This window comes from Pseudomonas sp. S49 (assembly GCF_009866785.1).
Lineage (GTDB): Bacteria > Pseudomonadota > Gammaproteobacteria > Pseudomonadales > Pseudomonadaceae > Aquipseudomonas.
Genome location: NZ_CP019432.1, coordinates 2,163,704 through 2,190,617 on the forward strand (window position 1 = coordinate 2,163,704; position 26,914 = coordinate 2,190,617).

Genomic DNA, 26,914 nt, shown 5'->3' on the forward strand with positions numbered 1-26,914 from the left:
GCCATGCACCGCTTTTTCGAGCAGCTCAGTTCCCGCATCATCGCGCCGTTCATGGGCGAATCCTCACGCAACAGCAAAGTCTGGCCGTGCCGCTGCGGCCAGTCACTGTTCTTTCGCAACAGCCAGTGCCTGGCGTGCAATGCCTTGCTCGGTTATCAACCCGAAGAAAGTCGTCTGACTTCGCTGCAACCGGGCCCGTACGAGGGCACCTGGACGCTCGACGCCGATTCCGACGCTGGGCTGTTCCGCCGCTGCGCCAACCTCGACACAGCCGCCGCGTGCAACTGGCTGCTGCCGGCCAACGATCACGACAGCCTGTGCATCGCTTGCAGCCTCAACCGCACAATCCCCGACCTTTCTGATCCGGACAATCCCGAACGCTGGCGCAAAGTCGAAATCGCCAAGCGCCGTCTCGTCGCGCAACTGATCACCCTCGGCTTGCAGGTCATCCCGAAAACCGTCGATGAAGACACTGGGCTGGCCTTCGATTTCATCGGCGTCGACCTCGAAGGCAACGCGCCGATGACCGGCCACGCCAACGGCCTGATCACCCTCGACATCAAGGAAGCCGACGATGCTCACCGTGAGCAGGTGAGGGCGGCGATGCACGAACCCTATCGCACGCTGCTCGGGCATTTCCGTCATGAGGTCGGCCATTATTACTGGGATCGCCTGATCGCCAACGGTCCATGGCTCGGCTCATTCCGCAACCTGTTCGGCGACGAGCGCGCCAGTTACGCCGAGGCGCTTGATCGCCACTATCAGCAAGGCGCACCGCTGGACTGGCCGCAGCACTACGTCAGCGCTTACGCAACCATGCACCCGTGGGAAGACTGGGCGGAAACCTGGGCGCATTACCTGCACATGATGGATGCGGTGGACACGGCGCTGGGTTTTGGCATGAGCGCACGGGAAATGGATTTCGACTACCAGCCGTTTCCGACCAGCACGCTCTACGACCCGGAGCATCCCGGTGGCGAGGCGTTCCTGTCATTCGTCAATGCGTGGATCGAATTGGCGGGGATGCTCAACGAATTGTCGCGCAGCATGGGGCAGCCGGATTTCTACCCGTTCGTGCTCCCGGCGCCGGCGATTGCCAAGCTGCACTTCATTCATCTGGTGATCCAGCAGGCGGGCGGCAGGGCGGATGAGGTTCTGGCCCTCTAGAAGCTGCCGCAGGCTGCGATCTTTATGTCCTTGAACCCGTTCATATTTTTAATCTGCAACCAACGGTTGTAACTTCGTCTCAGATAGGTACAATGGCGCGGCTCGCCGATAGGCAAGCGTCGTTATGGTGACCCCATCGGTCCCCCCGCAACGATTACCCGTGAACCTGGTCAGAGCCGGAAGGCAGCAGCCACAGCGGGAACATTGTGTGCCGGGGTGTGGCTGGTGGGGTTACCACCTTAACGAACAATCGAACGCTTCAATCAGAACTGCATGGGTTTCGCCCACTGCGGTTTTTTTGTGTCTGCGATTTGTCAGGTCGGCACAAATCCCTTGTAGGAGTGAGCCTGCTCGCGATGGCGGTGTGTCAGTCAGTTCATTTTTGGGAGACAGGACGCCATCGCGAGCAGGCTCACTCCTACAGGGGTTATGGGGTGTTTTCAGAGCTGCCGGTATAGAGCCGGATAATCTGATCAATCTCCCCCGACATTTTCATCCGCAACAACGTGCGCAAAATCCGCTGCACCGGCACCTTTGGGTCATTCCTCACATAACAGCCGACCTTTTGCTCCTGCAAAACTGCTACCCCTTGCAGTTGCTGCGCGGGCATCAAGCGCTGATTGAACCAGTCCAGCGTCCACTGATTGCTCACCGCATAGCGATAACGCCCGGCCAGCAGCTTCTCCAGCACCTGCTCCTGATTCCGCGCATCTTCGCGTTGCAGCAGATCAGCATCAAACAGCGGTTGCAGAGTGGGGTAGGTGTAGCCGAGGACGGTGCCGATGGATTGGCGGGGCAAATGCGCGGGGACGACACTGGCAGGTTGATCCTTGCGGCTGATCAACAGATCGCGCTGGAAGAACAACGGCAGACTCCAGATGTAGTCCCCCGACTGATTTGGCAGCCATGACTGTGCGGCATAGCAGCGCACGTCGATCTCGCCGTGTTCCATGGCGCTCTGCACGCGGGCGCGGGGCAGGACGTGAAATTGCGCCGGTACGCCGACCTGCGTGGCCAGGCTGAGCATCAGGTCGTAAAGAATGCCCTGGGTCGGGCGGCCGCGTTCGTATTGCACCATCGGCATCGCCCAGCTGTCGGGCATGGCGAAGCGCAACGGGGCTTGCGCTGCCGTCACATTCAGGCTGATTCCCAGCAACGCCCCCACGGCCCACCGCATAAACGCTCCGGTAATTCCCGATCCCGAGCCGATAAAAGCCTCTGCTGATGCAGCTTAGCCATATTAGACGAGGACACCGGATGCAATTTTGCCCTTGCTCCGCTAGCATTAGCCGCTTCTGCTTCCTTCGCTGCGACGGTTTTCGATGAGTTATCAGGTTCTTGCACGTAAATGGCGTCCGCGCTCGTTCCGCGAAATGGTCGGCCAGACCCATGTGCTCAAAGCTCTGATCAATGCCTTGGACAGCCAGCGGCTGCACCACGCGTACCTGTTCACGGGTACGCGCGGGGTGGGTAAAACCACAATTGCGCGGATCATTGCCAAATGCCTGAACTGTGAAACAGGTATCACTTCCAGCCCGTGCGGCGAATGCTCGGTGTGCCGCGAAATCGACGAGGGTCGCTTCGTCGACCTGATCGAGATCGACGCCGCGAGCCGCACCAAGGTCGAAGACACCCGCGAACTGCTCGACAACGTGCAGTACGCGCCGAGCCGTGGGCGCTTCAAGGTCTACCTGATCGACGAAGTGCACATGCTTTCCAGCCATTCCTTCAATGCGCTGCTGAAAACCCTCGAAGAGCCGCCGCCGTACGTCAAGTTCATCCTCGCGACCACTGACCCGCAGAAACTTCCGGCAACGATTTTGTCGCGCTGCCTGCAGTTCTCGCTGAAGAACATGACGCCGGAACGTGTGGTCGAGCATTTGACCCACGTCCTGACCGCCGAAAACGTGCCGTTCGAAGACGATGCACTGTGGTTGCTCGGTCGCGCCGCTGACGGTTCGATGCGTGACGCCATGAGCCTGACCGATCAGGCAATTGCTTTCGGTGAAGGCAAGGTTCTCGCTACCGACGTGCGGGCGATGCTCGGCACGCTGGATCACGGACAGGTCTATGACGTCCTGCATTCGTTGATCGAAGGCGATGCCAAGGCGTTGCTCGAAGCGGTGCGTCACCTGGCCGAGCAAGGCCCGGACTGGAACGGCGTGCTCTCGGAAATTCTTAACGTGCTGCACCGTGTGGCCATCGCTCAGGCGTTGCCGGAAGGTGTCGACAACGGGCATGGCGACCGCGATCGCGTGTTGGCATTGGCCCAGGCCTTGCCCGCCGAAGATGTGCAGTTCTATTACCAGATGGGCCTGATCGGTCGCCGCGATTTGCCGCTGGCGCCGGATCCGCGCGGTGGTTTCGAAATGGTCCTGCTGCGGATGCTCGCCTTCCGGCCGGCAGATACGGCGGACGCCCCGAGGCAACCGCTAAAGCCAGTGGGGATCAGCCAGGCCACAGTTGATTCCGCAAACTCCGTGGCTGCCGCGCCTAAACCTGCGCCGGTAGTCGCTGCGGCGGTTGTGCCGGCTCCAGCTCCGGCACCCGTGGTAGCACCAGCACCGGCTCCCCAGCCCGCGCCGGTTGCTCCTGTTGCCGCGCCAGAACCTGCGCCTGTCGTTGCCGAAGCCGTCGTCGATCTGCCGTGGAATGACCCGGTAGCGCCCGAGGCTGAGCCCGAGCCCGAACCCGCGCAGCAACCCGCCGTCGAACCCGTGCTGGAAACCACCGCCGAGCAACCCGAGTTGCCGCCAATGCCGCTGCCGACCCCGGACAGCGTCGTTCCGGAAGCTCCAGAATGGGCTGCCGCACCGATTCCCGAGCCGTCGGTCGCCGACGTCGATGCCGCCACACCGGGCATGGACATGGACGACGAGCCGCCGCTGGACGAGGACTACATCGAGCCGGACATGGATTCGGCCTACAGCTACCTCGACGAACTGGCCAGCGAACATGCCGCCGAGCCTGCCCCGGAACCCGAGCCAGAACCGGCTGCGGCGCCGGCCACAGGTCTGGCGCTGCAGTGGCTGGAGCTGTTCCCGAAACTGCCGATTTCCGGCATGACCGGCAGCATTGCCGCCAACTGCACATTGATCGCCGTCGATGGCGATCATTGGCTGATGCACCTCGATCCGGCGCACAGCGCACTGTTCAACGCCACGCAGCAGCGGCGTCTGAACGATGCGTTGAACCAGTTCCACGGCCGCACGCTGAGCCTGACCATCGAGCTGATCAAGCCCGAGCAGGAAACCCCGGCCCAGGCCGCGTCCCGTCGCCGTGCCAACCGTCAGCGCGAGGCGGAGGAATCGATCCACGGTGATCCGTTCATCCAGCAGATGGTTCAGCAGTTCGGCGCGGTGGTGCGACACGATACTATTGAACCTGTCGAGGCTCTGGTCACTCAGGGCTAATAACTGAAGGCGTTCGGCTCCATTGGCCGGGCGCTGTTTTGATCCAAGTACTTTGAGGTGATTCCCATGATGAAAGGTGGCATGGCCGGCCTGATGAAGCAGGCGCAGCAGATGCAGGAAAAAATGGCCAAGATGCAGGAAGAGCTGGCCAACGCCGAAGTCACCGGTAAGGCCGGCGGCGATATGGTCACCGTGGTGATGACCGGTCGTCACGACGTCAAAAGCGTGAGCATCGACCCAAGCCTGGTCGAAGGCATGAGCGAGGACGACAAAGAGATGCTGGAAGCGGTCATTGCCTCCGCCGTCAACGACGCTGTGCGCAAGATCGAAAAAAACAGCCAGGACAAAATGGGCAACATGACCGCCGGCATGAACCTGCCAGCCGGTATGAAACTGCCATTCTGATTCGCCAATCGGCGGCAGATGAGCTACACAAAATGCCAGGCATTGCGCCTGGCATTTTTGTTTCTGACTGATCGTTCCCACGCTCTGCGTGGGAATGCAGCCCGGGACGCTCCGCGTCCCAAGTACAGAGCCGAACGCGGAGCGTCCGATGAGGCATTCCCACGCGGAGCATGGGAACGATCAGCCCCGACACCTGAATAAACATCGAACGCCCCATCGCCTCAACGGTCTGCTCCCTATACCCGCTGAATTCACCATTCACAGGAGACGCTGACATGTCCGACCCGCTTACGCTCAACCAACGTTTCGTCCTCGCCTCGCGCCCGGTCGGTGCGCCGACCCCGGAAAACTTCCGCCTCGAACGCGAAGCGCTGCCGGATCTGGCGGACGGCGAGATACTGCTGAAAACCCTGTACCTGTCCCTCGATCCCTACATGCGCGGACGCATGAGTGACGCGCCGTCCTACGCCGCCCCGGTACAAATCGGCGAAGTAATGACTGGCGGTGCTGTCAGCCGTGTCGAAGATTCGCGTCATCCAAAATTCCATAAAGGTGATCTGGTGGTCGGCGCCACCGGTTGGCAGAGCCACAGCATCAGCGACGGCCGCAACATCATCCCGATCCCGGCCGGGCTGCCGAGCCCGTCGATGGCCCTGGGTGTGCTGGGCATGCCGGGGATGACCGCGTATATGGGCCTGATGGACATCGGCCAGCCGCAAGAAGGCGAAACCCTCGTTGTCGCAGCGGCTTCCGGTGCGGTCGGCTCGGTGGTCGGGCAAGTGGCGAAGATCAAAGGCCTGCGCGCGGTTGGTGTGGCCGGCGGTGCCGACAAATGCAAATACGTGGTCGAAGAACTGGGTTTCGACGCCTGCATCGATCACAAGGCGGCGGATTTTGCCGAACAACTGGCCAAAGCCTGTCCCGATGGCATCGACATCTATTACGAGAACGTCGGTGGCCATGTGTTTGATGCCGTGGTGCCGCTGCTCAATCCCAAGGCGCGCATTCCGTTGTGTGGCCTGATCGCCGGTTACAACGCCTCCGAAGCGCCGCAAGGCCCGGATCGTCTGCCAATGCTGCAACGCACACTGCTGACCAAGCGCGTGCGGATTCAGGGCTTCATCGTGTTCGACGACTACGGTGATCGTCAGCCGGAATTCATCAGCCACATGGTGCCGTGGGTGCGCGACGGCAAGGTGAAATTCCGCGAGGACGTGGTGGAAGGCCTGGAGCAGGCGCCCGAGGCGTTTATCGGCCTGCTGGAGGGGCGCAACTTCGGCAAACTGGTGGTGAAGGTCGCGCAGGACTGAGTATTTGACGCTGGCCAGAGGCGCGGGTATAAACCGCGTCTCGTTGTTTTGTCGGACTTTTTTACCCATGAGCTTCAGCCCTTTGATTCGCCAACTGATCGACGCGCTGCGCACTTTGCCGGGCGTGGGTCAGAAAACCGCCCAGCGCATGGCGTTGCAGTTGCTCGAGCGTGACCGCAGCGGCGGCTTGCGTCTGGCCCAGGCCCTGAGCCAGGCCATGGAAGGGGTCGGCCACTGCCGCCAGTGCCGCACGCTGACCGAAGACGATCTGTGCCCGCAGTGCGCCGATACCCGCCGTGACGACACGCTGCTGTGCGTGGTGGAAGGGCCGATGGATGTGTATGCCGTCGAGCAGACCGGCTTCCGTGGGCGCTACTTTGTGCTCAAGGGGCATTTGTCGCCGCTTGATGGTCTGGGCCCGGAAGCGATCGGCATTCCGCAGTTGATGACGCGGATTGAAGAGGCGGGGACGTTTACCGAAGTCATCCTTGCGACCAACCCGACCGTGGAGGGTGAGGCGACGGCGCATTACATCGCGCAGCTGCTGAACAACAAAGGCTTGGTCGCTTCGCGGATTGCTCACGGCGTGCCGCTGGGTGGTGAGCTGGAGCTGGTCGATGGCGGCACGCTGGCGCATTCGTTTGCCGGGCGTAAACCGATTTCCCTCTAAGTTATGCGGCGTCTGATTTGACGCCTTCGCGAGCAGGCTCGCTCCCACATTGGTTTTGTGTCATTCACAAATCCCCTGTGGGAGGGAGCCTGCTCGCGAATGGCGCACCTCGGTCAATCTGATTCACACAATTGAGTTGAAAACCAAGCAAGCGCTCGGTTAAGTTCGGCGAACCCTTCCGTGGAGCTCGCCCATGCCTGCCTTTCAGGAATACTTCGATCCCAGCCATCAATTGGTCCGCGACAGCGTCAGGCGCTTCGTCGAGCGCGAGATCCTGCCGGACATCGATCAGTGGGAAGAAGCCGAAAGCTTTCCCCGCGAGCTATACCTGAAGGCTGGCGCGGCAGGCATCCTCGGCATTGGTTACCCCGAAACGCTGGGAGGCAGCCATGAAGGCGATGTGTTCGCCAAGGTCGCCGCCAGTGAGGAGCTGATGCGCTGCGGCTCAGGCGGGCTGGTAGCGGGTCTCGGCTCGCTGGATATCGGCTTGCCACCGATCGTCAAATGGGCCCGTCCCGAGGTGCGTGAGCGTGTCGTGCCGCCAGTGCTCAGCGGCGAGAAAATCAGCGCTCTGGCGGTTACCGAGCCGGGCGGCGGCTCCGATGTCGCCAACCTGCAAACCCGCGCCGTGCGCGACGGCGACTTCTATCGCGTCAGCGGCAGCAAAACCTTTATCACCAGTGGCGTGCGCGCCGACTTCTACACCGTTGCGGTGCGCACCGGTGCGCCGGGTTTCGGCGGTATCAGCCTATTGTTGATCGAAAAGGGCACGCCGGGCTTCACCGTTGGCCGTCAGCTTAAGAAAATGGGTTGGTGGGCGTCGGACACCGCCGAATTGTTCTTCGACGATTGCCGCGTGCCTGTAGGAAATCTGATCGGCGCCGAAAACATGGGCTTCGCCTGCATCATGGGCAACTTTCAAAGCGAACGACTGGCGCTGGCGCTGATGGCCAACATGACCTCACAGCTTGCGCTGGAAGAGAGCCTGAAGTGGGCGCGACAGCGTGAGGCGTTTGGCAAGCCGATCGGCAAGTTCCAGGTGATCAAGCATCGCCTCGCCGAGATGGCGACCGCGCTGGAAGTCTCACGGGAGTTCACTTACCGGCAAGCGGCGAAGATGGCGGCGGGGCAGAGTGTGATCAAGGAGATTTCCATGGCGAAGAATTTCGCTACGGATACTTCGGACAGGATTACTACCGAGGCGGTGCAGATTTTTGGCGGGTTGGGTTATATGCGCGAGAGTCTGGTGGAGCGGCTGTATCGGGATAACCGCATCTTGTCGATTGGCGGCGGTACGCGGGAGGTGATGAACGAGATCATCAGCAAGCAGATGGGGCTTTAGGTTTTGCAGTCAGGCTGCCGGCCCCTTCGCGAGCAAGCTCGCTCCCACAGTTGGAATGCGTTCCCCTATGGGAGCGAGCTTGCTCGCGAAAGCGGTTTAGCAGGCGCTACTTACTTATCAGTCAGGGCAAACTGCGTCAGGCAGAAGGTAGGAATGCCCATGTCCTCAAGCCGCTGCGACCCGCCCAACTCCGGCAAATCAATGATCGCCGCCGCCTCATGCACCCGCGCGCCCATGCGGCGAATCAGGTTGGCTGCCGCGATCAGCGTGCCGCCAGTGGCGATCAAGTCATCGAACATCACCACCGAGTCGCCTTCACACAGGCTGTCGGCGTGCACTTCCAGGAACGCTTCGCCGTACTCGGTTGCGTAACCCTCGGCCAACACGTCCGCCGGCAGTTTGCCCTGCTTGCGGAACAGCACCAGCGGCTTGTTCAACTGATAGGCCAGCACCGAGCCGATCAGAAAACCGCGCGCATCCATCGCACCGATGTGGGTGAAATCGGCTTCCACATAGCGGTGGGCGAAGCTGTCCATCACCAGACGCAGGGCCTTGGGCGATTGAAACAGCGGGGTGATGTCGCGAAAGATCACGCCCGGTTTCGGGAAGTCGATCACTGGGCGGATAAGCGATTTGATGTCGAAGGAGTCGAAGACCATCGTCGAGGTGTCCTGGCAGGGCTGCAAACGGCGCAGTATACCCGCGGCTGAAACGCTTCGCTCAACCGCGGATCGACATTAACCTTCGAGTGAGCCACCGGCCAGCGCGCAGAGCTGGATCGGGTCGAGGATGTGAATCTCCTTGCCCTCGGCGGCGATCAGCTCATTTTGCTGGAAGCGCGTGAACACGCGGGACACGGTTTCCACCGCCAGACCGAGGTAGTTGCCGATTTCATTGCGCGACATGCTCAGGCGGAACTGATTGGCCGAGAAGCCGCGAGCGCGGAAGCGGGCGGACAGGTTGACCAGGAAGGTGGCGATGCGCTCGTCGGCGGTTTTCTTCGACAACAGCAACATCATTTGCTGGTCGTCACGGATCTCGCGGCTCATCACGCGCATCAACTGGCGGCGCAGCTGCGGCAGTTGCAGGGCCAGTTCGTCGAGGCGTTCAAAAGGGATTTCGCAGACCGAGGTGGTTTCCAGCGCCTGGGCCGACACCGGATGTTTCTCGGTGTCCATGCCGGACAGACCGACCAGTTCGCTCGGCAGGTGGAAACCGGTGAGCTGTTCTTCGCCGCTGTCGCTCAGGCTGAAGGTCTTCAGGGCGCCGGAGCGTACTGCATAAACGGAATCGAACGTGTCGCCCTGGCGGAACAGGAACTCACCCTTTTTCAACGGGCGGCCGCGTTTAACGATTTCGTCCAGCGCATCCATGTCTTCCAGATTCAGAGAAAGTGGCAGGCAGAGAGGGGCCAGGCTGCAATCCTTGCAATGGGCCTGGTTATGAGCGCGCAGTTTAACTGGCTCGGACATTTCTTTAATCCTTGTGGGAAAACACACATAAGCCGTAAGGGTAACCCACGGGAGGACATTCAGGCCAGTCTGGGGCGACTTTGCCCTACAGCCATAAAGCCACAGGGCCAGCAGCCGATAAACAGGTATCGAAGTGCATACAAGGAACGAATCGATGGCCGCCATTGGCACGCTGAGCCCCGGTAGCAGCGACGTTGCGGCATTGCCGGAAACGTTAAAAGCTTCGTCGGGCACTGCACGCGAACCAGACTTGACCGTAGAGGCAACCCCGACTTTGGTCGAGGGCGTCAAAGTGTCGCTGTCCGGTGCGTCAATCGCAAAATCCGCCGGTGTCGGAGGTGAAAACAGCGACATCGACGACAGCGGATTGCCGGAGAACGTCCAGCAATTGCTGAAAATGATTCGCAAGTTGCAAAAACAGATTGCCGAGAAAAAGGCGCTCATCGAAGCGGTCATGGCCGACAAGCGCCTTTCCAGCGAAGAAAAGATCAACAAGGTCGCGGCTCTGCGTGGCGCCATTGCCGCGTTGAATACCGGTCTGATCACGGCCAATCTTGCCTTGTCCAAAGTGGTGGGGCAGTCGGGCCTGACCGCGGATCAGAATATGAAAGTCGGTTCGCTGCTGATGAAAAACTAGATCACCCGCGAAAAACGCTGGCGGTTCTGCTGTTCCAGGTACGCATCGAACACCATGCACACCGAGCGCACCAACAGACGTCCGGCTGGCAATACTTCAATCCGTTCGCGATCCAGCTCAATCAGGCCATCGCTGGCCATGCCTTGCAGCTGCGGCCACAGCGCGCCGAAGTAACCCTGAAAATCGATGTTGAACTGTTGCTCGATCTCGGCGAAATCCAGGCTGAAATTGCAGATCAGTTGCTGGATCACCGCGCGGCGCAAGCGATCATCGGCGTTGCACACCAGGCCTCGGCTGGTCGCCAGTTGCGCGGCGGCGAGGGTGTTCTGGTATCCGTTGAGGTCGCTGCTGTTCTGACAGTACAGGTCGCCGATCTGGCTGATGGCCGAGACCCCCAGACCAATCAGATCGCAGTGACCGTGCGTGGTGTAACCCTGGAAATTGCGTTGCAGGGTTTCCTCTTCTTGGGCAATGGCCAGCTCATCGTCGGGCAGGGCAAAGTGGTCCATGCCGATGTAGCGATAGCCAGCGGCGGTGAGCTGTTCGATGGTGCGTTCAAGCATTTCCAGTTTCTGCGCGGGCGCCGGCAACTCATTGCCATTGATCCGCCGCTGCGGCATGAAACGTTCCGGCAGGTGCGCATAGTTGAACACCGAGAGTCGGTCCGGTTGCAGGCTGATCACTTCCTCGACGGTGCGGGCGAAGTTTTCCGGGGTCTGCTTGGGCAAACCGTAGATCAAGTCGATATTGATCGAGCGAAATTGCAAAGTGCGCGCGGCATCGATCACTGCGCGGGTTTCTTCCAGGCTTTGCAGGCGATTGACCGCGCGCTGTACCGCCGGATCGAGGTCTTGCAGGCCGATGCTGACCCGGTTGAAACCGAGTTCGCGCAGCAGGCCCATGGTCGACCAGTCGGCTTCGCGCGGGTCGATCTCGATGCCGTAATCGCCGGAGTCGTCCTCCAGCAGATTGAAATGCTTGCGCAGGTGCGCCATCAGCTGCCGCAGTTCGTCATGACTGAGAAAAGTCGGCGTGCCACCGCCAAAGTGCAGTTGCTCGACTTTTTGTGCCGGGTCGAGATGGCAGGCGATCAACTGGATTTCCTGCTCCAGCCGTTGTAAATATGGCGCCGCGCGACCTCGGTCCTTGGTGATGACCTTGTTGCACGCGCAGTAGTAGCAAATGTTCGCGCAGAACGGCACATGCACGTACAGCGACAACGGGCGCAGGGCCTTGCGGCTGTCGCGCAGGGCATGGAACAGGTCGAAGGTGCCGACCTGACCGTGAAATTGCACGGCCGTCGGATAGGAGGTGTAGCGCGGCCCCGCCAGGTCGTAGCGGCGGATCAGATCAGAGTCCCAACGAATGGCGTCGAGCATGCGGGCATTCCCCCGGATAGGCTGGCAGTGTGAGCGAGTCTATCGGGGTGCGGCGATGGGGCTCTTGATTTGCATCAACAGCATAAGATCAAAAGATCGCAGCCTTCGGCAGCTCCTACAGGGAAACGCATTCCAAAGGTAGGCGCTGCCGAAGGCTGCGATCTTCTGATCTTAATGGCCCATGAGCCAATGCTGATGCGGGCCGGGAAGGGTCCAGATGCCGAACAGAATCACCAGCAAACCACCGGCCATGCGCACGCTGCGTTTGCGCAACAGCGCCGTAACCCGCTCAGCCGCAAGCCCCGTGGCGAGCAACACCGGCCAGGTGCCGAGGCCAAACGCGAGCATCAACAACGCACTGTCCAGCGCATTGCCCTGACTCGCCGACCACAGCAACGTGCTGTAAACCAGTCCGCACGGCAGCCAGCCCCACAGTGCGCCAAGTAGTAGTGCGCGGGGCAAACTCGACACCGGCAACAAGCGATTGGCGACCGGCTGAATGTAGCGCCACAAACCGCGTCCAAGACTTTCAATGCGCGTCAGCCCGCTCCACCAGCCGGCCAGATACAAACCCATGGCGATCAGCAGCAGCCCGGCCAGCACACGCATGAACAGTGCCGCTGGACTGTTGGCCACCGCCCAGCCCGCCAGGCCGATCAGCAATCCTGCGGTGGCATAACTGAGGATTCGCCCAAGGTTGTACGCCAGCAGCAAACGAAAGCGCCGACTGCGCTGTTCCTTGGGAATCGCCAGGGTCAGCGCCCCCATCAAGCCGCCGCACATGCCCAGGCAGTGGCCGCCACCGAGCAGGCCGAGGATCAATGCCGAGACCAGCAATGGCGCCAGTTCAAGCATGGGGTGGGGCCTTGTCGTCCGGTTTGCTTGGGTTGGCTTCGTCCACGGCAGCGGTGTGGTTCGGATCCTGATCATCGAAGAGGATGCTGTGCGCCGGGCCGTCGAGGTCGTCGTACTGGCCGCTGTCCACCGCCCAGAAGAAGATGTACACGGCGATGGCCACGATCAGCAGGGCGGCCGGGATCATCACGTAGAGAGCTGGCATCTGTACTCCAGGCCCGCGCGGCTCAGGCCGGCAGCGGGCGGGTTTGCGAGCGGGTGCTGGCGGGCGGCGGACTCGGCAGGCGAGTCAGGCGCAGCGCGTTGAGCACCACGGTCAACGAACTGATCGACATGCCGACGGCGGCCCACACCGGGGTTATCCAGCCGAGGGCGGCGAACGGCAACATGAGGCCATTGTACAGCGCCGCCCACAGCAGGTTCTCGATGATTACCCGGCGGGTGCGCCGTGCGAGTGTGAAGGCTTGGACCAAGGCGTCGAGGCGATTGGACAGCAGCACGGCATCGGCGCTGGTTTTCGCCAGATCGGTGGCTGAACCCATGGCCACGCTGATATCAGCGGCAGCCAGCACCGGCACGTCGTTGACGCCGTCACCGAGCATCAGCACTTTGCGACCTTCCTTGTGCAGTTGCTGCAACACTTGCAGTTTGTCGTCCGGGCGCAAGCCGCCACGGGCCTCGTCGATGCCCAGCTCCGTCGCCACACTAGCGACCATCGGCGAGCTATCGCCGGACAGCAACAGCGTACGCCAGCCACGTGCCTTGCACGCAGCGAGCAAGGCTGGTGCGTCATCCCGCAAGCGGTCGTCGAGGACGAACCATGCCAGCGGACCCTGAGTGTCGGCGAGCAGCAGCCATTGGCCGGCCTCGTCCGGCATTGTCGGCATGGGCGCACCGCTGAGGGCGCAGACAAACTCGGTCTGGCCGATGCGCAAACGCTGTCCGCCCACCAAGCCTTCGAGGCCAAGCCCCGGCGTGCTGTGGACGTCTTCAGCGGCCAGCGGTGCACGGCCGAAAGCGCGGGCAATCGGGTGTTCCGAACGGTTCTCCAGCGCGGCCGCAAGGCTCAGACATTGATCACTGTCGAGCGCCGCGAGTGGACGAATCGAGCGCAGCACCAGTCGGCCTTCGGTGAGGGTGCCGGTTTTGTCGAAGATCACCGTGTCGATCTGATTCAAGCCTTCCAGCACATGGCCGCGCGTCAGCAGCAAACCCAGTTTGTGCAAGGTGCCGGTGGCGGCCGTGAGCGCGGTCGGCGTCGCCAGCGACAGGGCGCACGGGCAGGTGGCGACGAGCATGGCGAGGACAATCCAGAACGCGCGCGACGAATCCAGTTCCCACCACAACAGGCCGATGGCCGCAGCTGCGATCAGCGACAGCAGCAGGAACCATTGCGCGGCGCGGTCGGCGATTTCTGCCAGTCGCGGTTTTTCCGCCTGGGCGCGATCGAGCAGGCGGACGATGGCCGACAGGCGCGTATCTTGACCCAGTGCCTGCACTTCCACGGTCAACGCGCCTTCGACATTGAGCGTGCCAGCGGTGACCGCATCGCCCGGCATGCGCGGTTGCGGCAGGTACTCGCCGGTGAGCAGCGATTCGTCGATGCTCGACTGGCCGTCGATGATTTTGCCGTCCGCCGGCAGGATCGAACCGGCTTGCACCAGAATCCGCTCGCCGAGACGCAGTTCGCTGAGCAGGATGCGTTCGCTCTGACCGGTGCTGTCCAGCCGCAGACACGAGGCCGGCAATAGATTCACAAGTTGTGCCGTGGCGGCAGCGGTGCGCTCGCGGGCACGGCGTTCGAGATAGCGCCCGGCGAGCAGGAACAGCGCAAACATGCCGACCGCATCGAAATACAACTCACCGACGCCGGTGATCGAGGTCCAGATCCCGGCGATGTAAGCGCTGCCGATCGCCAGCGACACCGAGACGTCCATGGTCAGGTGGCGCGTGCGCAGATCGCGCATCGCGCCTTTGAAGAACGGCGCGCAGCTGTAGAACACGATCGGTGTGGTCAGAAACAGCGCGACCCAGCGCAGGATCGTGTGCAGCTCGGGGCTGAGGTCGATGTTGAATTCCGGCCAGGTGGCCATGGTCGCCATCATCGCCTGAAACCACAGCAGGCCGGCGACGCCGAGCTGGCGCAGGGCCAGACGATTTTCGCTGGCCAGTTGTTCGCTGGCGCGATCAGCCTGATACGGGTGGGCGGCGTAACCGATGTGGCGCAGTTCGGCGAGGATCTGGCTCAGTGGCAGTTGCGCGTCGGCCCAGCTCACGTGCAAGCGATGGTTGGAAAGGTTCAGCCGCGCCTCGGCCACCGCCGGCAACGTGCGCAGGTGTTTCTCGATCAGCCAGCCGCAGGCGGCGCAACTGATGCCTTCCATCAACAGGGTGGTTTCAGCCAGATCGCCTTCGTGGCGCACGAAAGGTTGCTGCACATCGGCGCGGTCGTACAGCGCCAGTTCGTCGGTCAGTTGCACCGGCAGCGCTTCGGGGTTGGCTGAGGCTTCACTGCGATGCTGGTAATAGCTTTCCAGACCGCCGGTGACGATGGCTTCGGCCACAGCCTGACAGCCCGGGCAGCAGAATTCGCGGGATTGCCCGAGCACGACGGCGGTGAAGCGGCTGCCGGACGGGACGGGCAGGGCGCAGTGGTAGCAGGGGAGTGGGCTGGTCATGGCATTGTTGAGGGAGTAAGCCCTTGCATTGGAGTTGTCCGCTTGCCCTCACCCCAGCCCTCTCCCAGAGGGAGAGGGAGCCGATCGGTGTGAGCCTGGATCTTCACTGTCATACACAAAACGTGCAAACGCTCGAGATCAGTTCCCTCTCCCGGTGGGAGAAGGAGCCGATCGGTATGAGCCTGGATTTTCACTGTCATACACAAAACGTGCAAACACTCGAGATCAGTTCCCTCTCCTGGGGGAGAGGGTTAGGGTGAGGGGGCTTTTGAAATTGTTTACTTCTTCAAGTCTTCGGCACCTTGCAGCGGTTCATCACCGAGCAGAAGATCCTTGTCATGGCTGACCAGTTCTTCTTCGAACATGCGCCACACATGGTCATCCTGACTGCCGAGCAGTTCAACAAAGCGACGACCCTCAACCTTGTCACCCAACTGACCGATGTAACGGCCGGTTTCGCTTTCGCTGCGGGTCAACACGATCTTGCGATCCTTCTCCGGCTGCGTCGGCGAGATCAGATTCAATTCCAGCGTCTTTGGCTGACTGTCACCGCTCAAACGCAAATCAACTTCACCGGTCATGCCATCCAGATGCACAGCCGCACGCATCTTCAAATTCTGCGCCAACAATTCACGGTCCAGCGAACGGTTGATGCCTTTGCCCGCCTCGTAGTAGTTGTCGTTGACCAGGTTGTCCGGGTTGTTCACCGCGATGGTCACCATCGACAGGGTCAGGGTCACCGAACAGGCCAGAATCCCGATGATGATCCATGGCCAAAGGTGCTTGTACCAGGGGCTTGCGGCGTTTGCTGCGGGCATGTTCAGTTCTCTCAACGGATTTGTGGGCCGATGAATCGGCTCTTGGCTTCAACGTGGACGCTGTCATCATCGGCATCCTTGAGGATGAATTTCACCTCGTTGGTGCTCGATGGCAGTTGTTCCGGTGCGCTCGACAACTCGACCGGCATGCTGACGATGTCGCCGGCCGCGACCTTGATCTCGCGTTTGCCTTGCAAGCGCAGATCCGGCAAGCCGGCGGCTTCGAGCACGTAGGTGTGGTCGCGCTGATCCTTGTTCATGATCTTCAGGCTGTAGACGTTTTCGATTCGGCCTTCAGCGTTTTCGCGGTACAGCACGCGGTCCTTGCTGACGTCGAAACCGACCAGCGAGCGCATGAAGAACGCGGTGACCAACAGGCTGATCATCGCCAGTAACACCACGGCGTAACCGATCAAGCGTGGCCGCAGTTTATGGGTTTTCTGCCCGGACAGGTTGTGCTCGGTGGTGTAACTGATGAGCCCGCGCGGGTAATCCATCTTGTCCATGATGCTGTCGCAGGCATCAATGCACGCGGCGCAACCGATGCACTCGATCTGCAGGCCGTCGCGGATATCGATGCCGGTCGGGCAGACCTGCACGCACATCGTGCAATCGATGCAGTCACCGAGTCCCTGAGCCTTGTAGTCGACACCTTTCTTGCGCGGGCCACGGCTTTCACCGCGACGCGGATCGTAGGAAACGATCAGCGTGTCCTTGTCGAACATCACGCTCTGAAAGCGCGCATACGGACACATGTAGATGCACACTTGTTCGCGCAACCAACCGGCGTTGCCGTAGGTGGCGAGGGTGAAGAAACCCACCCAGAAGTACGACCAGCCATCGGCCTGGCCAGTGAAGAACTCGAAGACCAGTTCACGGATTGGCGAGAAATAACCGACAAAGGTCATGCCGGTGACAAAACCGATCAGCAGCCACAGCGAATGTTTGGCGGCTTTGCGCAGGAATTTGTTGGCGCTCATCGGCGCCTTGTCGAGCTTGATGCGCTGGTTGCGGTCGCCTTCGGTGACCTTCTCGCACCACATGAAAATCCACGTCCAGACACTTTGCGGGCAGGTGTAACCGCACCAGACCCGGCCGGCATACACGGTGATGAAGAACAGGCCGAACGCGGCAATGATCAACAAACCCGAGAGCAGAATGAAATCCTGTGGCCAGAAGGTCGCGCCGAAGATGAAGAACTTGCGCTCAGGCAGGTTCCACCACACGGCCTGATGGCCGCCCCAGTTCAGCCACACCGTGCCGAAATACAACAGGAACAGGGCCGCACCGCCCATCATCCGCAGATTGCGGAACAGGCCGGTGAAAGCACGGGTGTAGATTTTTTCTCGAGAGGCGTAAAGATCAACGCTGTTGTTCGCGTTTTTGCTCGGTGGTGTGACGTCGTGTACCGGAATCTGGTTGCTCATCATTGCATCCCACGGCAGTGGAAAAATGCCTTGGTCGATACGTGCCAACCAAGGTCAAAAAGGGGCGTTGCAGTGGCGCAATGATACGCCGGTCGCTCTGGCTCAAGGGTGCGACCTTTGGTCGCGTTGGGGAAAAAACCTGAATGGTGTAGCGAACGTAGAAAAGCCTGACGCAGGTCAATTGACTTGTTGAGTATGGACGGTTTTGGCGTGGCAGCTAATCCATTGTTGTCCCTGGGGGGATCAGCTCGACGCCGTTGCCACCACACGCCTCACTGAGAGTGCGCGCACGGACGCGGTCATCTTCAGGTTTTCAATGGCAGCAGTCGATACATGAGTCTTTTAAGTCGCAACTTCAAACATTGTCTTTTGCATTGGATGTTGCTGTAAGTTTTCTGTGGCTGAAATATATCTAATTAATTGCTCTCGGTCGTGGCTTTGAAGTTTTCTGGTTTTTCGAATAAGTTGCGCTTTCGCGAAATATTATTTGCGTGCAATTAATTAATTTAAATGGAATTTAAGGTATGGCTTTCAATAAGTTTGCAAGCGTTGTGCTGAGTATTTGTTTATTGGCTTCGGTCACTTCCGTTCAGGCTATAACAGGAACGCCGAAACACATGGTCTTTGCCTCGGATACTCAATATCCATGGACAGACAAGACGGATAGCGGGGACTTTGAATCCGGCTCCGAATTCGAAACCCGCTCCAAGTGGCTGGTTGAAACACAGTTGGCGAGCATTGCCGATTTCAGAAATCAGCAGGGCTCGCAAGCCCAGGTGCCCCTGATGATCAATGGCGATATAACTGCTTTTGGTCATGGCTGGCAGCGCTCGTTCATGAAGGGCATGTTGGACAAATACTTCAAGGGTGAGTACTTGTACGGCTTGGGTAATCATGATTATGAAAACAATGTCGATGATTGTTTTAGCAATAGCTGTGCGGCGGGAAGCATCGTCGAGTTTAAGGAGCATCACGAGGGCAAGGTAGATAACTTTGATCTGAAAGTTACCGGTGGATTTCTGAGCAGGACCTATTCTGGCAGCCTCGCTTATTCAAAAACCATCGGTGAAGTTCATATGGTGCAGCTCAATAATGAGCCAACCTATACCACCCGGATCTCTCATCCACTGAACCCGACAACGTTTGAAATCAACGACGCACTGGACTGGTTGGAGACCGATCTCAGGCTGGCCCGTGTCGGGGGTTACGCCATTATCATCAATATGCATAAACCGTTCGGCGACAAAGTTTCCCCGGCGCAGAATAAGCGTTTCCTCGACATGATCAGCAAATATCAAGTGACCGCCATTTTTGCCGGCCATTTGCATAGGGACGGAGGTGATGCCTACTGGAAGGGAAACGTGCCGATGTATCTGAGTGGCAGTACTTCTCAGCAAACCTATCTGATCACCAGCTTTACCGAAGACCGTAAGCAGCTGCAGATCTATCTGGTGAAAAACAACCAGTGGCGCGATCGAACACTGATCGATACCGTCGAGGTGCATTCAATCTTTGCCAGGCGTCCATAAGAAAGGCCCCGCCAATGCTCATTGGTGGGGCCTTTTTGTTTCAAGCGATGGCCTTATTCGGCGTTCGCTTCCGGTGCTTTTTCACCATGGGACAGGCTGTAAACATACGCCGCCAGCAGGTGCACCTTGTCGTTGCCTTGCAGTTGTTCCTGCGCCGGCATCTGGCCCTGGCGGCCGTAACGGATGGTTTGCTGCAGTTGCGCGAAGCTCGAGCCGTAGATGAAAGCACCCGGGTGGGTCAGGTCAGGCGCGCCCATGGCGGGTGTGCCTTTGCCGGCCGGACCGTGGCAGGCCACGCAGTTGGCGGCGAACAGTTTTCCGCCGTTGGCCGGATCAGCCTTGATGCCTTCCGGCAGTTTGCGGCCATCCAGGTTGGTCACGACAAACGCTGCCACGTCGGCAACGCCTTGCTCCCCAATCACTTCAGCCCAGGCCGGCATCACCGCGTGACGACCGCCCATGATGGTGGTCTTGATGGTTTCCGGCTCGCCGCCCCAGCGCCAGTCGGCGTCGGTCAGGTTAGGGAAACCGTAAGCGCCCTTGGCGTCGGAACCGTGGCACACCGAGCAGTTGGAGGCGAACAGACGACCACCCATTTTCAGTGCTTGCGGATCCTTGGCGACTTCTTCGATTGGCATCGCGGCGAATTTGGCGAAGATCGGACCGAACTTGGCGTCCGAGCGAGCCATTTCCTTTTCCCACTCGTGCACGCCGGTCCAGCCGGTCTGGCCGTTGGCGAACGCGGTCTGCTTGTCGTTATCGAGGTAGTTGTAACCCGGCAGCAGGCCTTTCCAGTTGCCCAGGCCCGGGTACAGCACCAGGTAACCCAAGGCAAAAATGATCGTGCCGACAAACAGCATGAACCACCATTTCGGCAGTGGGTTGTCGTACTCCTCGATCCCGTCGAAGGAGTGCCCGACCGTCTCGTCCGTCTGTTCGCTGCGCTGGCCCTTGCGGGTCGACAGCAGCAGCCAGGTCAGGGCGAAGATCGTACCGAGACTGAGGACTGTGACGTACAGACTCCAGAATGTAGTCATTCTTTGTTACTCCTAGAAGCTTGCTCGACGTGCTTGATGGCTTCGGGATCATCCGCAAAAGGCAACAAGGTCGCGTCTTCAAACTCCGACTTGCGCTTGGGGCTGAACACCCATAGCGCCAGACCGATGAAGGCCACCATCACAACAACGGTGCCCAGGCCACGAATCATCCCGATATCCATCTAATTCACCGTTTGCTTTTGATGATGGTGCCCAGGCCTTGCAGATAGGCCACCAGCGCGTCCATTTCGGTTTTGCCCTTCACGGCATCCTGGGCACCGGCGATGTCTTCGTCGGTGTAAGGGACGCCGAGCGTGCGCAAAACCTCCATTTTCTTGGCGGTTTCCTTGCCGTCGAGCTTGTTTTCCACGAGGAACGGGTAAGCCGGCATTTTCGACTCAGGCACCACGTTGCGCGGGTTGTACAAGTGCGCACGTTGCCAGTCATCGGAGTAACGACCGCCGACCCGGGCCAGATCCGGACCGGTACGCTTGGAACCCCACAGGAACGGGTGATCCCAGACGCTTTCACCAGCCACCGAGTAGTGGCCGTAGCGTTCGGTTTCGGCGCGGAACGGACGGATCATCTGTGAGTGGCAGCCGACACAGCCGTTGGCGATGTAAACGTCGCGGCCTTCCAGTTCCAGTGCCGAACGCGGCTTCATGCCTTCGACCGGTTTGTTGGTGACGTCCTGGAAAAACAGCGGAACGATTTGGGTCAGGCCGCCAATGCTGACGGCGATGACCATGAAGAAGGCCAGCAGGCCAATATTCTTCTCGACAGCTTCATGCTTCATCAGTGAGCTCCAACGACAGCGATCTGGGCAGCGGCTTCGGCTTCCGCCGGGTTCGAGGCGCGCACGGTGCGCCAGACGTTGTAAGCCATCAGGAACATGCCGCTGGCGAAGAATGCACCGCCCAGGGCACGCACGATGTAACCCGGGTGACTGGCTTGCAGCGCTTCAACGAACGAGTAGGTGAGGGTGCCGTCGTCGTTGATGGCTCGCCACATCAGGCCCTGAGTGATGCCGTTGACCCACATCGACGCGATGTACAGCACGGTGCCGATGGTCGCGAGCCAGAAGTGCGCGTTGATCAGGCCGACACTGTGCATCTGCGCACGGCCGAACAGACGCGGGATCATGTGGTAGATCGCGCCGATCGAGATCATCGCTACCCAGCCGAGAGCGCCGGCGTGTACGTGGCCGATGGTCCAGTCGGTGTAGTGGGAGAGCGAGTTGACGGTCTTGATCGCCATCATCGGACCTTCAAAGGTCGACATGCCGTAGAACGCCAGCGATACCACGAGGAAGCGCAGGATCGGGTCGGTGCGCAGCTTATGCCAGGCGCCCGAGAGGGTCATCATGCCGTTGATCATGCCGCCCCAGCTTGGCGCCAGGAGGATGATCGACATCGCCATGCCCAGCGATTGTGCCCAATCCGGCAGCGCGGTGTAGTGCAAGTGGTGCGGGCCGGCCCAGATGTACAGGGTGATCAGTGCCCAGAAGTGCACGATCGACAAGCGATAGGAGTAGATCGGACGCTCGGCCTGTTTCGGCACGAAGTAGTACATCATCCCGAGGAAACCGGTGGTGAGGAAGAAGCCCACCGCGTTGTGGCCGTACCACCACTGGATCATCGCGTCGGTCGCGCCCGAGTAGGCAGAGTAGGACTTGAACAGGTTCACCGGCAGGGAAGCGTGGTTGACGATGTGCAGCATCGCCGTGACCACGATGAACGCACCGTAGAACCAGTTACCCACGTAGATATGCTTGGTTTTGCGCTTGGTGATGGTGCCGAAGAACACCAGACCGTAGGTGACCCAGACAATGGCCAGCAAAATGGCGATCGGCCATTCCAGTTCCGCGTATTCCTTGGTGGTGGTGTAACCCAGCGGCAAGGTGATGATCGCGCCGACGATCACCGCTTGCCAGCCCCAGAAGGTGAAGGCCGCGAGGCTGTCGGAAATCAGTCGCGTCTGGCAGGTTCGCTGCACGACATAGTAGGAAGTGGCAAATAGTGCACAACCACCGAAGGCGAAAATCACCAGGTTTGTGTGCAACGGGCGCAGGCGTCCAAAGCTCGTCCACGGCAGACCGAAGTTCAACTCCGGCCAGACCAGTTGCGAGGCGATGAAGACACCGAGCCCCATGCCAAGGATCCCCCAGACCACCGTCATGATGGCGAACTGGCGGACTACCTTATAGTTATAAGCAGTCGGACTGATTGCTGTGCTCATTCTAAGGTTCCACGGTTTGGGTGTTTTATTAGGATTAAAATCGGCCGCAAGTATGCAGAGAGCAGGGGGTCATTGCAACGCGCCATGACCTGGGTCAATGCTTTCCAACGCTGATTCTGCGGCCTTTCCATGCGCCGCGTAAGGACAAAATCGGCCTCGGACAAAATGTCGCAGCGGACGAAAAAAGCGAGGGGTTCAGGTCGCTTGTAACGGGGTGTGTTCAAACGCTCAGTTCGGGTGACGGATGGCAAATGGCACGTCAGCCGGTATCTACCGGCGTTTGCGGCCACATCAGTCAGCCGGTTCGCAGAACACAGCAGTCAGCGTTGACCTGGAACCGGCACAAGCCAGTCCGCATCGAGCAAGCGTAGACCCGAATCCGGGGAACCGAAAGGAGAGGGTGTGAAGGGTGCGACAATGCGTCGCAAAGGGGCTGGATGCTGCCGCACCGAGAATGGTGCGGCAGTGGTGTTCGCAATGCTTACTTCTTGTTGTCTTCAGTAATCAGTTTTTCTGTATTCAATCCGTGCGACAGGCTGTACACATAAGCGGCCAGCAATTGCACTTTATCGTTGCCCAGCAGCTCGTTCTGCGCCGGCATATGACCCTGACGACCGTGGCGAATGGTCTGCTCGAGTTGGGTCAGGCTGGTGCCATAGATAAACCCGGCCGGGTGCGTCAGATTCGGCGCCCCCATGGCTTCAGTGCCGTGGCCGGTTGCCCCATGACAGGCAACGCAAGTGGTGCTGAACGCTTGCTGTCCGGCTTGCAGGTCAGCCTTGCTATCAGCGGGCAGCGGCAGGCCGGCGAGTTCGTGACGCACATAGGCGGCCACGTTCTTCACCCCGGCCTCGCCCAACACTTCACCCCAGGCCGGCATCGCCGCCATCCGGCCACCCATGATGGTGGTCTTGATGGTCTCGGCCTCGCCGCCCCAGCGCCAGTCGCTGTCGGCGAGGTTAGGGAAACCGAACGCGCCTTTGGCGTCCGAGCCGTGGCACACCGAGCAGTTGGAGGCGAACAAGCGGCCACCCATTTTCAGCGCCTGCGGGTCCTTCGCCACTTCTTCCACCGGCATGGCGGCGAACTTGGCGAAGATCGGGCCGAATTTGGCGTCGGCCTTGTTCATTTCCTTTTCCCACTCGTGCACGCCGGTCCAGCCATCCTCGTAACCGGGCAGGATGCCTTTCCAGTTGCCCAGGCCCGGATAGAGGATCAGATAGCCCACGGAAAACACCAGCGTGCCGGCGAACAGCATGAACCACCACTGCGGCAGCGGGTTGTCGTACTCCTCGATGCCGTCGAAGCTGTGGCCCATGGTCTGGTCGACGCTGCCTTTGGTCTCGCCCCGGCGGGTGCCGATCAGCAGCCACGTCAGGCCGATCAGGCTGCCGATGGTCAGTACGCAGATCCACGTACTCCAGAAGGTGGTCATGGCCGGGTACTCCTTGTTTCAGATGCTTGGTTTTGTTCGGGCTGTGGCTCGTCGGCGAACGGCAGCAGACGTGCTTCGGCGAACTCCGGGGTGCGCTTGCGGTTGAATACCCACAAGGTCAAGCCGACGAACGCTACAAACACGACAACGGTGCCTAAACCACGGATCAGCCCTGCGCTCATTTCAAAGACCATCGTGCTCACCTCTTGCTCTTGATCGCAGTGCCGAGCACTTGCAGGTAGGAGACGAGGGCATCCATTTCGGTCTTGCCCTTGAGGCTGGCCACCGCGCCGCTGATGTCGTCGTCGGTGTACGGCACGCCGAGGGTGCGCATGGTCTTGAGCTTGGTTTCGGTGTGGCTGCTGTCGACCGCTTGCGTGACCAGCCATGGATAGGCCGGCATCTTCGATTCCGGTACGACGTTGCGCGGGTTGTACAAGTGCGCGCGGTGCCAGTCATCCGAGTAGCGTGCGCCGACCCGGGCCAGATCCGGACCGGTACGTTTCGACCCCCACAGGAACGGGTGATCCCAAACGCTTTCACCGGCTACCGAGTAGTGCCCGTAGCGTTCGGTTTCGGCGCGGAACGGGCGGATCATCTGCGAGTGGCAACCGACGCAGCCTTCGCGGATATAGATGTCGCGGCCTTCCAGTTGCAGCGCGGTGTAGGGTTTCATGCCTTCCACCGGTTTGTTGGTGACGTCCTGGAAGAACAGCGGGACGATCTGGGTCAGGCCGCCGATGCTCACGGCGAACACCATGAGCAACATCAACAGGCCGACGTTCTTTTCAATCGTTTCGTGTTTCATGGCGGACTCCTCAGGCCATCTGCGCGGCAGCAACGACGTCAGCAGGCTGCGAGGCCCGCACGGTGCGCCAGGTGTTGTAAGCCATCAGGAACATGCCGCTGAGGAAGATCGCCCCACCGATCAGCCGCACGACGAAGCCAGGGTGGCTGGCCACCAGGGTTTCGACGAAGGAGTAGGTCAGCGTGCCGTCCTCGTTCACCGCGCGCCACATCAGGCCCTGGGCGATACCGTTGACCCACATCGAGGCGATGTAGAGCACGGTGCCGATGGTTGCGAGCCAGAAGTGCGCGTTGATCAAACCGACGCTGTGCATCTGCGCTTTACCGAAGATTTTCGGGATCATGTGGTACAGCGCGCCGATGGAAATCATCGCCACCCAGCCGAGGGCGCCGGCGTGTACGTGGCCGATGGTCCAGTCGGTGTAGTGGGAGAGGGCGTTGACGGTCTTGATCGCCATCATCGGACCTTCGAAGGTCGACATGCCGTAGAACGCCAGCGACACCACGAGGAAGCGCAGGATCGGGTCGCTACGCAACTTATGCCAGGCGCCCGAGAGGGTCATCATGCCGTTGATCATGCCGCCCCAGCTCGGTGCCAGCAGAATCAGCGACATCACCATGCCCAGCGACTGTGCCCAGTCCGGCAGCGCGGTGTAGTGCAAGTGGTGCGGGCCGGCCCAGATGTACAGGGTGATCAAAGCCCAGAAGTGCACGATCGACAGGCGATACGAATACACCGGACGCTCGGCCTGTTTCGGTACGAAGTAGTACATCATCCCGAGGAAACCGGCGGTGAGGAAAAAGCCTACGGCGTTGTGGCCGTACCACCATTGCACCATCGCGTCGGTTGCACCGGCGTACACCGAGTAGGACTTGGTGAAACTCACCGGCAACTCAAGGTTGTTGACGATGTGCAGAATCGCCACGGTGATGATGAACGCACCGAAGAACCAGTTGCCCACATAGATGTGCTTGGTCTTGCGCTGCATGATCGTGCCGAAGAACACGACGGCGTAGGCGACCCAGACGATGGTGATCAGGATGTCGATCGGCCATTCCAGCTCGGCGTATTCCTTGGAACTGGTGTAACCCAGTGGCAGGCTGATCGCCGCCAGCAGAATCACCAGTTGCCAGCCCCAGAAGCAGAACGCGGCGATTTTCGGCGCAAACAGCTGAGTCTGGCAGGTGCGTTGCACCGAGTAGAACGAACTGGCGAACAGCGCACAGCCACCGAAGGCGAAGATCACCGCGTTGGTGTGCAGCGGGCGCAGACGGCCGAAACTGGTCCAGGGCAAATTGAAGTTGAGTTCGGGCCAGACCAATTGGGCCGCGAGAAAAACCCCGAGCCCCATGCCGACGATGCCCCACACCACCGTCATAATGGCGAATTGGCGGACCACCTTGTAGTTGTAGGCGGTACTGATAGAAGTGTTCATGGTTCCCCATCCACGGTTCAGCCGAAGTGAGCGCGCGCAAGACACGCGGCGAATCCTTCGTCTGGAGTTATAGGCAGACTAAAAGCGAGGCAAGCATGGACAAACAGCACAAGGCCAGTATTGACGGGGATCAATGGGCGCAGTGCGTGCTCGATCATGGATGGCTTTGGGATGCCGCCAGTGGTGAAGCTTCAGCGACGTTGATCCTTGCTCACGGTGCCGGCGCGCCGATGGATAGCGATTGGATGAACGACATGGCTGGGCGCCTTGCCGGGCTTGGGGTGAATGTGTTGCGGTTTGAGTTTCCTTATATGGCGCAGCGGCGCGTTGATGGGGTGAAGCGGCCGCCGAATCCTGCGGTGAAATTGCAGGAATGTTGGCGTGAGGTGTTTGCTGAAGTGCGACGTCATGTCACTGGGGTTTTGGCCGTTGGCGGGAAGTCGATGGGCGGGCGAATGGCGAGCTTGGTGGCGGATGAGTTGAGGGTTGATGCGTTGGTATGTTTTGGGTATCCGTTTTACGCGGTGGGTAAGCCGGAGAAGCCCAGGGTTGAGCATTTGGCTTCTTTGCAGACTCGGGCGTTGATTGTGCAAGGCGAGCGGGATGCGCTGGGCAATCGGGAGGCGGTTGAGGCTTACACCTTGTCACCGAGTATTGAGGTGACGTGGTTAGCGGCAGGGGATCATGACCTGAAGCCACTGAAGGTTTCCGGGTTTACCCATGAACAGCATTTGGCCAGCGCTGCGCAGAAAGTAGCCGAGTTTTTCAAGGATTTAGCGAAGTTCTGACCCCGCATGAAGATTGGTCCCCGCGCCCGACAAGGCGCGCGGGGCGCCAGTGTCTACCCCGCAATGCCTAT

The 26,914-nt window shown here is 60.0% G+C and carries 26 protein-coding genes and 1 other RNA gene; 10 read left to right on the top strand and 17 right to left on the bottom strand.

Annotated features, from left to right (window positions below; all coding sequences use genetic code 11):
* The first annotated feature begins 3 nt into the window (after nt 1–3).
* Together PspS49_RS09515 and ffs are read left to right on the top strand one after the other, a co-directional pair.
* Nucleotides 4–1,167 (top strand): putative zinc-binding peptidase, encoded by a 1,164-nt coding sequence (locus PspS49_RS09515; RefSeq protein ID WP_160038953.1) that lies wholly within the window; start codon nt 4–6, stop codon nt 1,165–1,167.
* A 134-nt stretch (nt 1,168–1,301) separates the two neighbouring features.
* Nucleotides 1,302–1,398, top strand: an RNA gene (gene ffs, locus PspS49_RS09520) — signal recognition particle sRNA small type.
* Nucleotides 1,399–1,594: 196 nt separating this feature from the next.
* On the opposite strand, the gene PspS49_RS09525 is transcribed toward ffs, so the two are convergent.
* Entirely contained in the window at nt 1,595–2,344 is a 750-nt protein-coding gene (locus PspS49_RS09525; RefSeq protein ID WP_160038955.1) for a transporter substrate-binding domain-containing protein, read from the bottom strand.
* Nucleotides 2,345–2,489: 145 nt separating this feature from the next.
* On the opposite strand from PspS49_RS09525, the gene dnaX reads away from it, so the two are divergent.
* From dnaX to PspS49_RS09555, 5 genes are all read left to right on the top strand, one after another.
* Nucleotides 2,490–4,580 carry a DNA polymerase III subunit gamma/tau gene (gene dnaX / locus PspS49_RS09530; RefSeq protein ID WP_127926509.1) on the top strand — a complete coding sequence of 697 codons (2,091 nt, stop codon included), beginning with the start codon at nt 2,490–2,492 and terminating at the stop codon, nt 4,578–4,580.
* A 66-nt stretch (nt 4,581–4,646) separates the two neighbouring features.
* A complete protein-coding gene (locus PspS49_RS09535; protein WP_016984747.1) occupies nt 4,647–4,985 on the top strand; it encodes a YbaB/EbfC family nucleoid-associated protein in 339 nt (112 codons plus the stop codon).
* Between the two features lie 275 nt (nt 4,986–5,260).
* Nucleotides 5,261–6,295, top strand: a complete 1,035-nt coding sequence (locus PspS49_RS09545) for an NADP-dependent oxidoreductase (RefSeq protein ID WP_160038957.1) — start codon at nt 5,261–5,263, stop codon at nt 6,293–6,295.
* 67 nt (nt 6,296–6,362) lie between these two features.
* The gene (gene recR, locus PspS49_RS09550; RefSeq protein ID WP_127926511.1) at nt 6,363–6,965 is read left to right on the top strand and encodes a recombination mediator RecR; all 603 of its coding nucleotides are present in this window, start codon (nt 6,363–6,365) and stop codon (nt 6,963–6,965) included.
* 193 nt (nt 6,966–7,158) lie between these two features.
* Nucleotides 7,159–8,307, top strand: coding sequence for an acyl-CoA dehydrogenase family protein (locus PspS49_RS09555; RefSeq protein ID WP_160038959.1), 1,149 nt, complete (start codon nt 7,159–7,161; stop codon nt 8,305–8,307).
* A gap of 110 nt (nt 8,308–8,417) precedes the next feature.
* Here the strand turns inward: PspS49_RS09555 and PspS49_RS09560 are convergent, their stop codons facing one another.
* Nucleotides 8,418–8,966 carry an adenine phosphoribosyltransferase gene (locus tag PspS49_RS09560; RefSeq protein ID WP_003223345.1) on the bottom strand — a complete coding sequence of 183 codons (549 nt, stop codon included), beginning with the start codon at nt 8,964–8,966 and terminating at the stop codon, nt 8,418–8,420.
* Nucleotides 8,967–9,044: 78 nt separating this feature from the next.
* A complete protein-coding gene (gene fnr / locus PspS49_RS09565) occupies nt 9,045–9,779 on the bottom strand; it encodes a fumarate/nitrate reduction transcriptional regulator Fnr (RefSeq protein ID WP_003223347.1) in 735 nt (244 codons plus the stop codon).
* Between the two features lie 154 nt (nt 9,780–9,933).
* Here fnr and PspS49_RS09570 point away from each other — a divergent pair, with 154 nt between their 5' ends.
* A complete protein-coding gene (locus PspS49_RS09570; RefSeq protein ID WP_150751617.1) occupies nt 9,934–10,416 on the top strand; it encodes a hypothetical protein in 483 nt (160 codons plus the stop codon).
* Here PspS49_RS09570 and hemN read toward each other — a convergent pair.
* The 6 genes from hemN to ccoG all read right to left on the bottom strand — a co-directional run bounded on the left by hemN (nt 10,413) and on the right by ccoG (nt 17,573).
* Nucleotides 10,413–11,795, bottom strand: a complete 1,383-nt coding sequence (gene hemN, locus PspS49_RS09575) for an oxygen-independent coproporphyrinogen III oxidase (protein WP_160038961.1) — start codon at nt 11,793–11,795, stop codon at nt 10,413–10,415. The genes PspS49_RS09570 and hemN overlap by 4 nt on opposite strands.
* 171 nt (nt 11,796–11,966) lie before the next feature.
* Nucleotides 11,967–12,650, bottom strand: a complete 684-nt coding sequence (locus tag PspS49_RS09580) for a sulfite exporter TauE/SafE family protein (protein WP_039770036.1) — start codon at nt 12,648–12,650, stop codon at nt 11,967–11,969.
* Entirely contained in the window at nt 12,643–12,855 is a 213-nt protein-coding gene (ccoS, locus tag PspS49_RS09585; protein ID WP_064378774.1) for a cbb3-type cytochrome oxidase assembly protein CcoS, read from the bottom strand. The genes PspS49_RS09580 and ccoS overlap by 8 nt, the downstream gene beginning before the upstream one ends.
* A gap of 22 nt (nt 12,856–12,877) precedes the next feature.
* A complete protein-coding gene (locus tag PspS49_RS09590; RefSeq protein ID WP_160038963.1) occupies nt 12,878–15,328 on the bottom strand; it encodes a heavy metal translocating P-type ATPase in 2,451 nt (816 codons plus the stop codon).
* Nucleotides 15,329–15,606: 278 nt separating this feature from the next.
* The gene (locus tag PspS49_RS09595; protein WP_127926516.1) at nt 15,607–16,146 is read right to left on the bottom strand and encodes a FixH family protein; all 540 of its coding nucleotides are present in this window, start codon (nt 16,144–16,146) and stop codon (nt 15,607–15,609) included.
* Nucleotides 16,147–16,157: 11 nt separating this feature from the next.
* Complete coding sequence (gene ccoG / locus PspS49_RS09600) at nt 16,158–17,573, bottom strand: cytochrome c oxidase accessory protein CcoG (protein ID WP_160038965.1); 1,416 nt, start codon at nt 17,571–17,573, stop codon at nt 16,158–16,160.
* Between the two features lie 524 nt (nt 17,574–18,097).
* Here ccoG and PspS49_RS09605 point away from each other — a divergent pair.
* Nucleotides 18,098–19,102 carry a metallophosphoesterase gene (locus tag PspS49_RS09605; protein ID WP_127926518.1) on the top strand — a complete coding sequence of 335 codons (1,005 nt, stop codon included), beginning with the start codon at nt 18,098–18,100 and terminating at the stop codon, nt 19,100–19,102.
* Between the two features lie 53 nt (nt 19,103–19,155).
* On the opposite strand, the gene ccoP (PspS49_RS09610) is transcribed toward PspS49_RS09605, so the two are convergent.
* From ccoP (PspS49_RS09610) to ccoN (PspS49_RS09645), 8 genes are all read right to left on the bottom strand, one after another.
* Nucleotides 19,156–20,139, bottom strand: coding sequence for a cytochrome-c oxidase, cbb3-type subunit III (gene ccoP / locus PspS49_RS09610; RefSeq protein ID WP_127926519.1), 984 nt, complete (start codon nt 20,137–20,139; stop codon nt 19,156–19,158).
* On the bottom strand, nt 20,136–20,321 hold the full coding sequence (locus tag PspS49_RS09615; protein ID WP_003175465.1) for a CcoQ/FixQ family Cbb3-type cytochrome c oxidase assembly chaperone: 186 nt from the start codon (nt 20,319–20,321) through the stop codon (nt 20,136–20,138). The genes ccoP (PspS49_RS09610) and PspS49_RS09615 overlap by 4 nt, the downstream gene beginning before the upstream one ends.
* A gap of 5 nt (nt 20,322–20,326) precedes the next feature.
* A complete protein-coding gene (gene ccoO / locus PspS49_RS09620) occupies nt 20,327–20,935 on the bottom strand; it encodes a cytochrome-c oxidase, cbb3-type subunit II (protein WP_064391307.1) in 609 nt (202 codons plus the stop codon).
* Nucleotides 20,935–22,377 (bottom strand): cytochrome-c oxidase, cbb3-type subunit I, encoded by a 1,443-nt coding sequence (gene ccoN / locus PspS49_RS09625; RefSeq protein WP_064391308.1) that lies wholly within the window; start codon nt 22,375–22,377, stop codon nt 20,935–20,937. Before ccoN (PspS49_RS09625) ends, ccoO (PspS49_RS09620) begins: the two co-directional genes overlap by 1 nt.
* A 481-nt stretch (nt 22,378–22,858) precedes the next feature.
* Nucleotides 22,859–23,812, bottom strand: a complete 954-nt coding sequence (gene ccoP / locus PspS49_RS09630) for a cytochrome-c oxidase, cbb3-type subunit III (RefSeq protein ID WP_150774914.1) — start codon at nt 23,810–23,812, stop codon at nt 22,859–22,861.
* A complete protein-coding gene (locus tag PspS49_RS09635) occupies nt 23,809–24,006 on the bottom strand; it encodes a CcoQ/FixQ family Cbb3-type cytochrome c oxidase assembly chaperone (protein ID WP_095111798.1) in 198 nt (65 codons plus the stop codon). Before PspS49_RS09635 ends, ccoP (PspS49_RS09630) begins: the two co-directional genes overlap by 4 nt.
* A 5-nt stretch (nt 24,007–24,011) precedes the next feature.
* Entirely contained in the window at nt 24,012–24,620 is a 609-nt protein-coding gene (gene ccoO / locus PspS49_RS09640) for a cytochrome-c oxidase, cbb3-type subunit II (RefSeq protein WP_003223389.1), read from the bottom strand.
* Nucleotides 24,621–24,630: 10 nt separating this feature from the next.
* Nucleotides 24,631–26,055, bottom strand: a complete 1,425-nt coding sequence (gene ccoN / locus PspS49_RS09645) for a cytochrome-c oxidase, cbb3-type subunit I (protein WP_034152830.1) — start codon at nt 26,053–26,055, stop codon at nt 24,631–24,633.
* 95 nt (nt 26,056–26,150) lie between these two features.
* Here ccoN (PspS49_RS09645) and PspS49_RS09650 point away from each other — a divergent pair, with 95 nt between their 5' ends.
* Nucleotides 26,151–26,843, top strand: a complete 693-nt coding sequence (locus tag PspS49_RS09650; protein WP_160038967.1) for an alpha/beta family hydrolase — start codon at nt 26,151–26,153, stop codon at nt 26,841–26,843.
* Nucleotides 26,844–26,914: the final 71 nt, after the last annotated feature.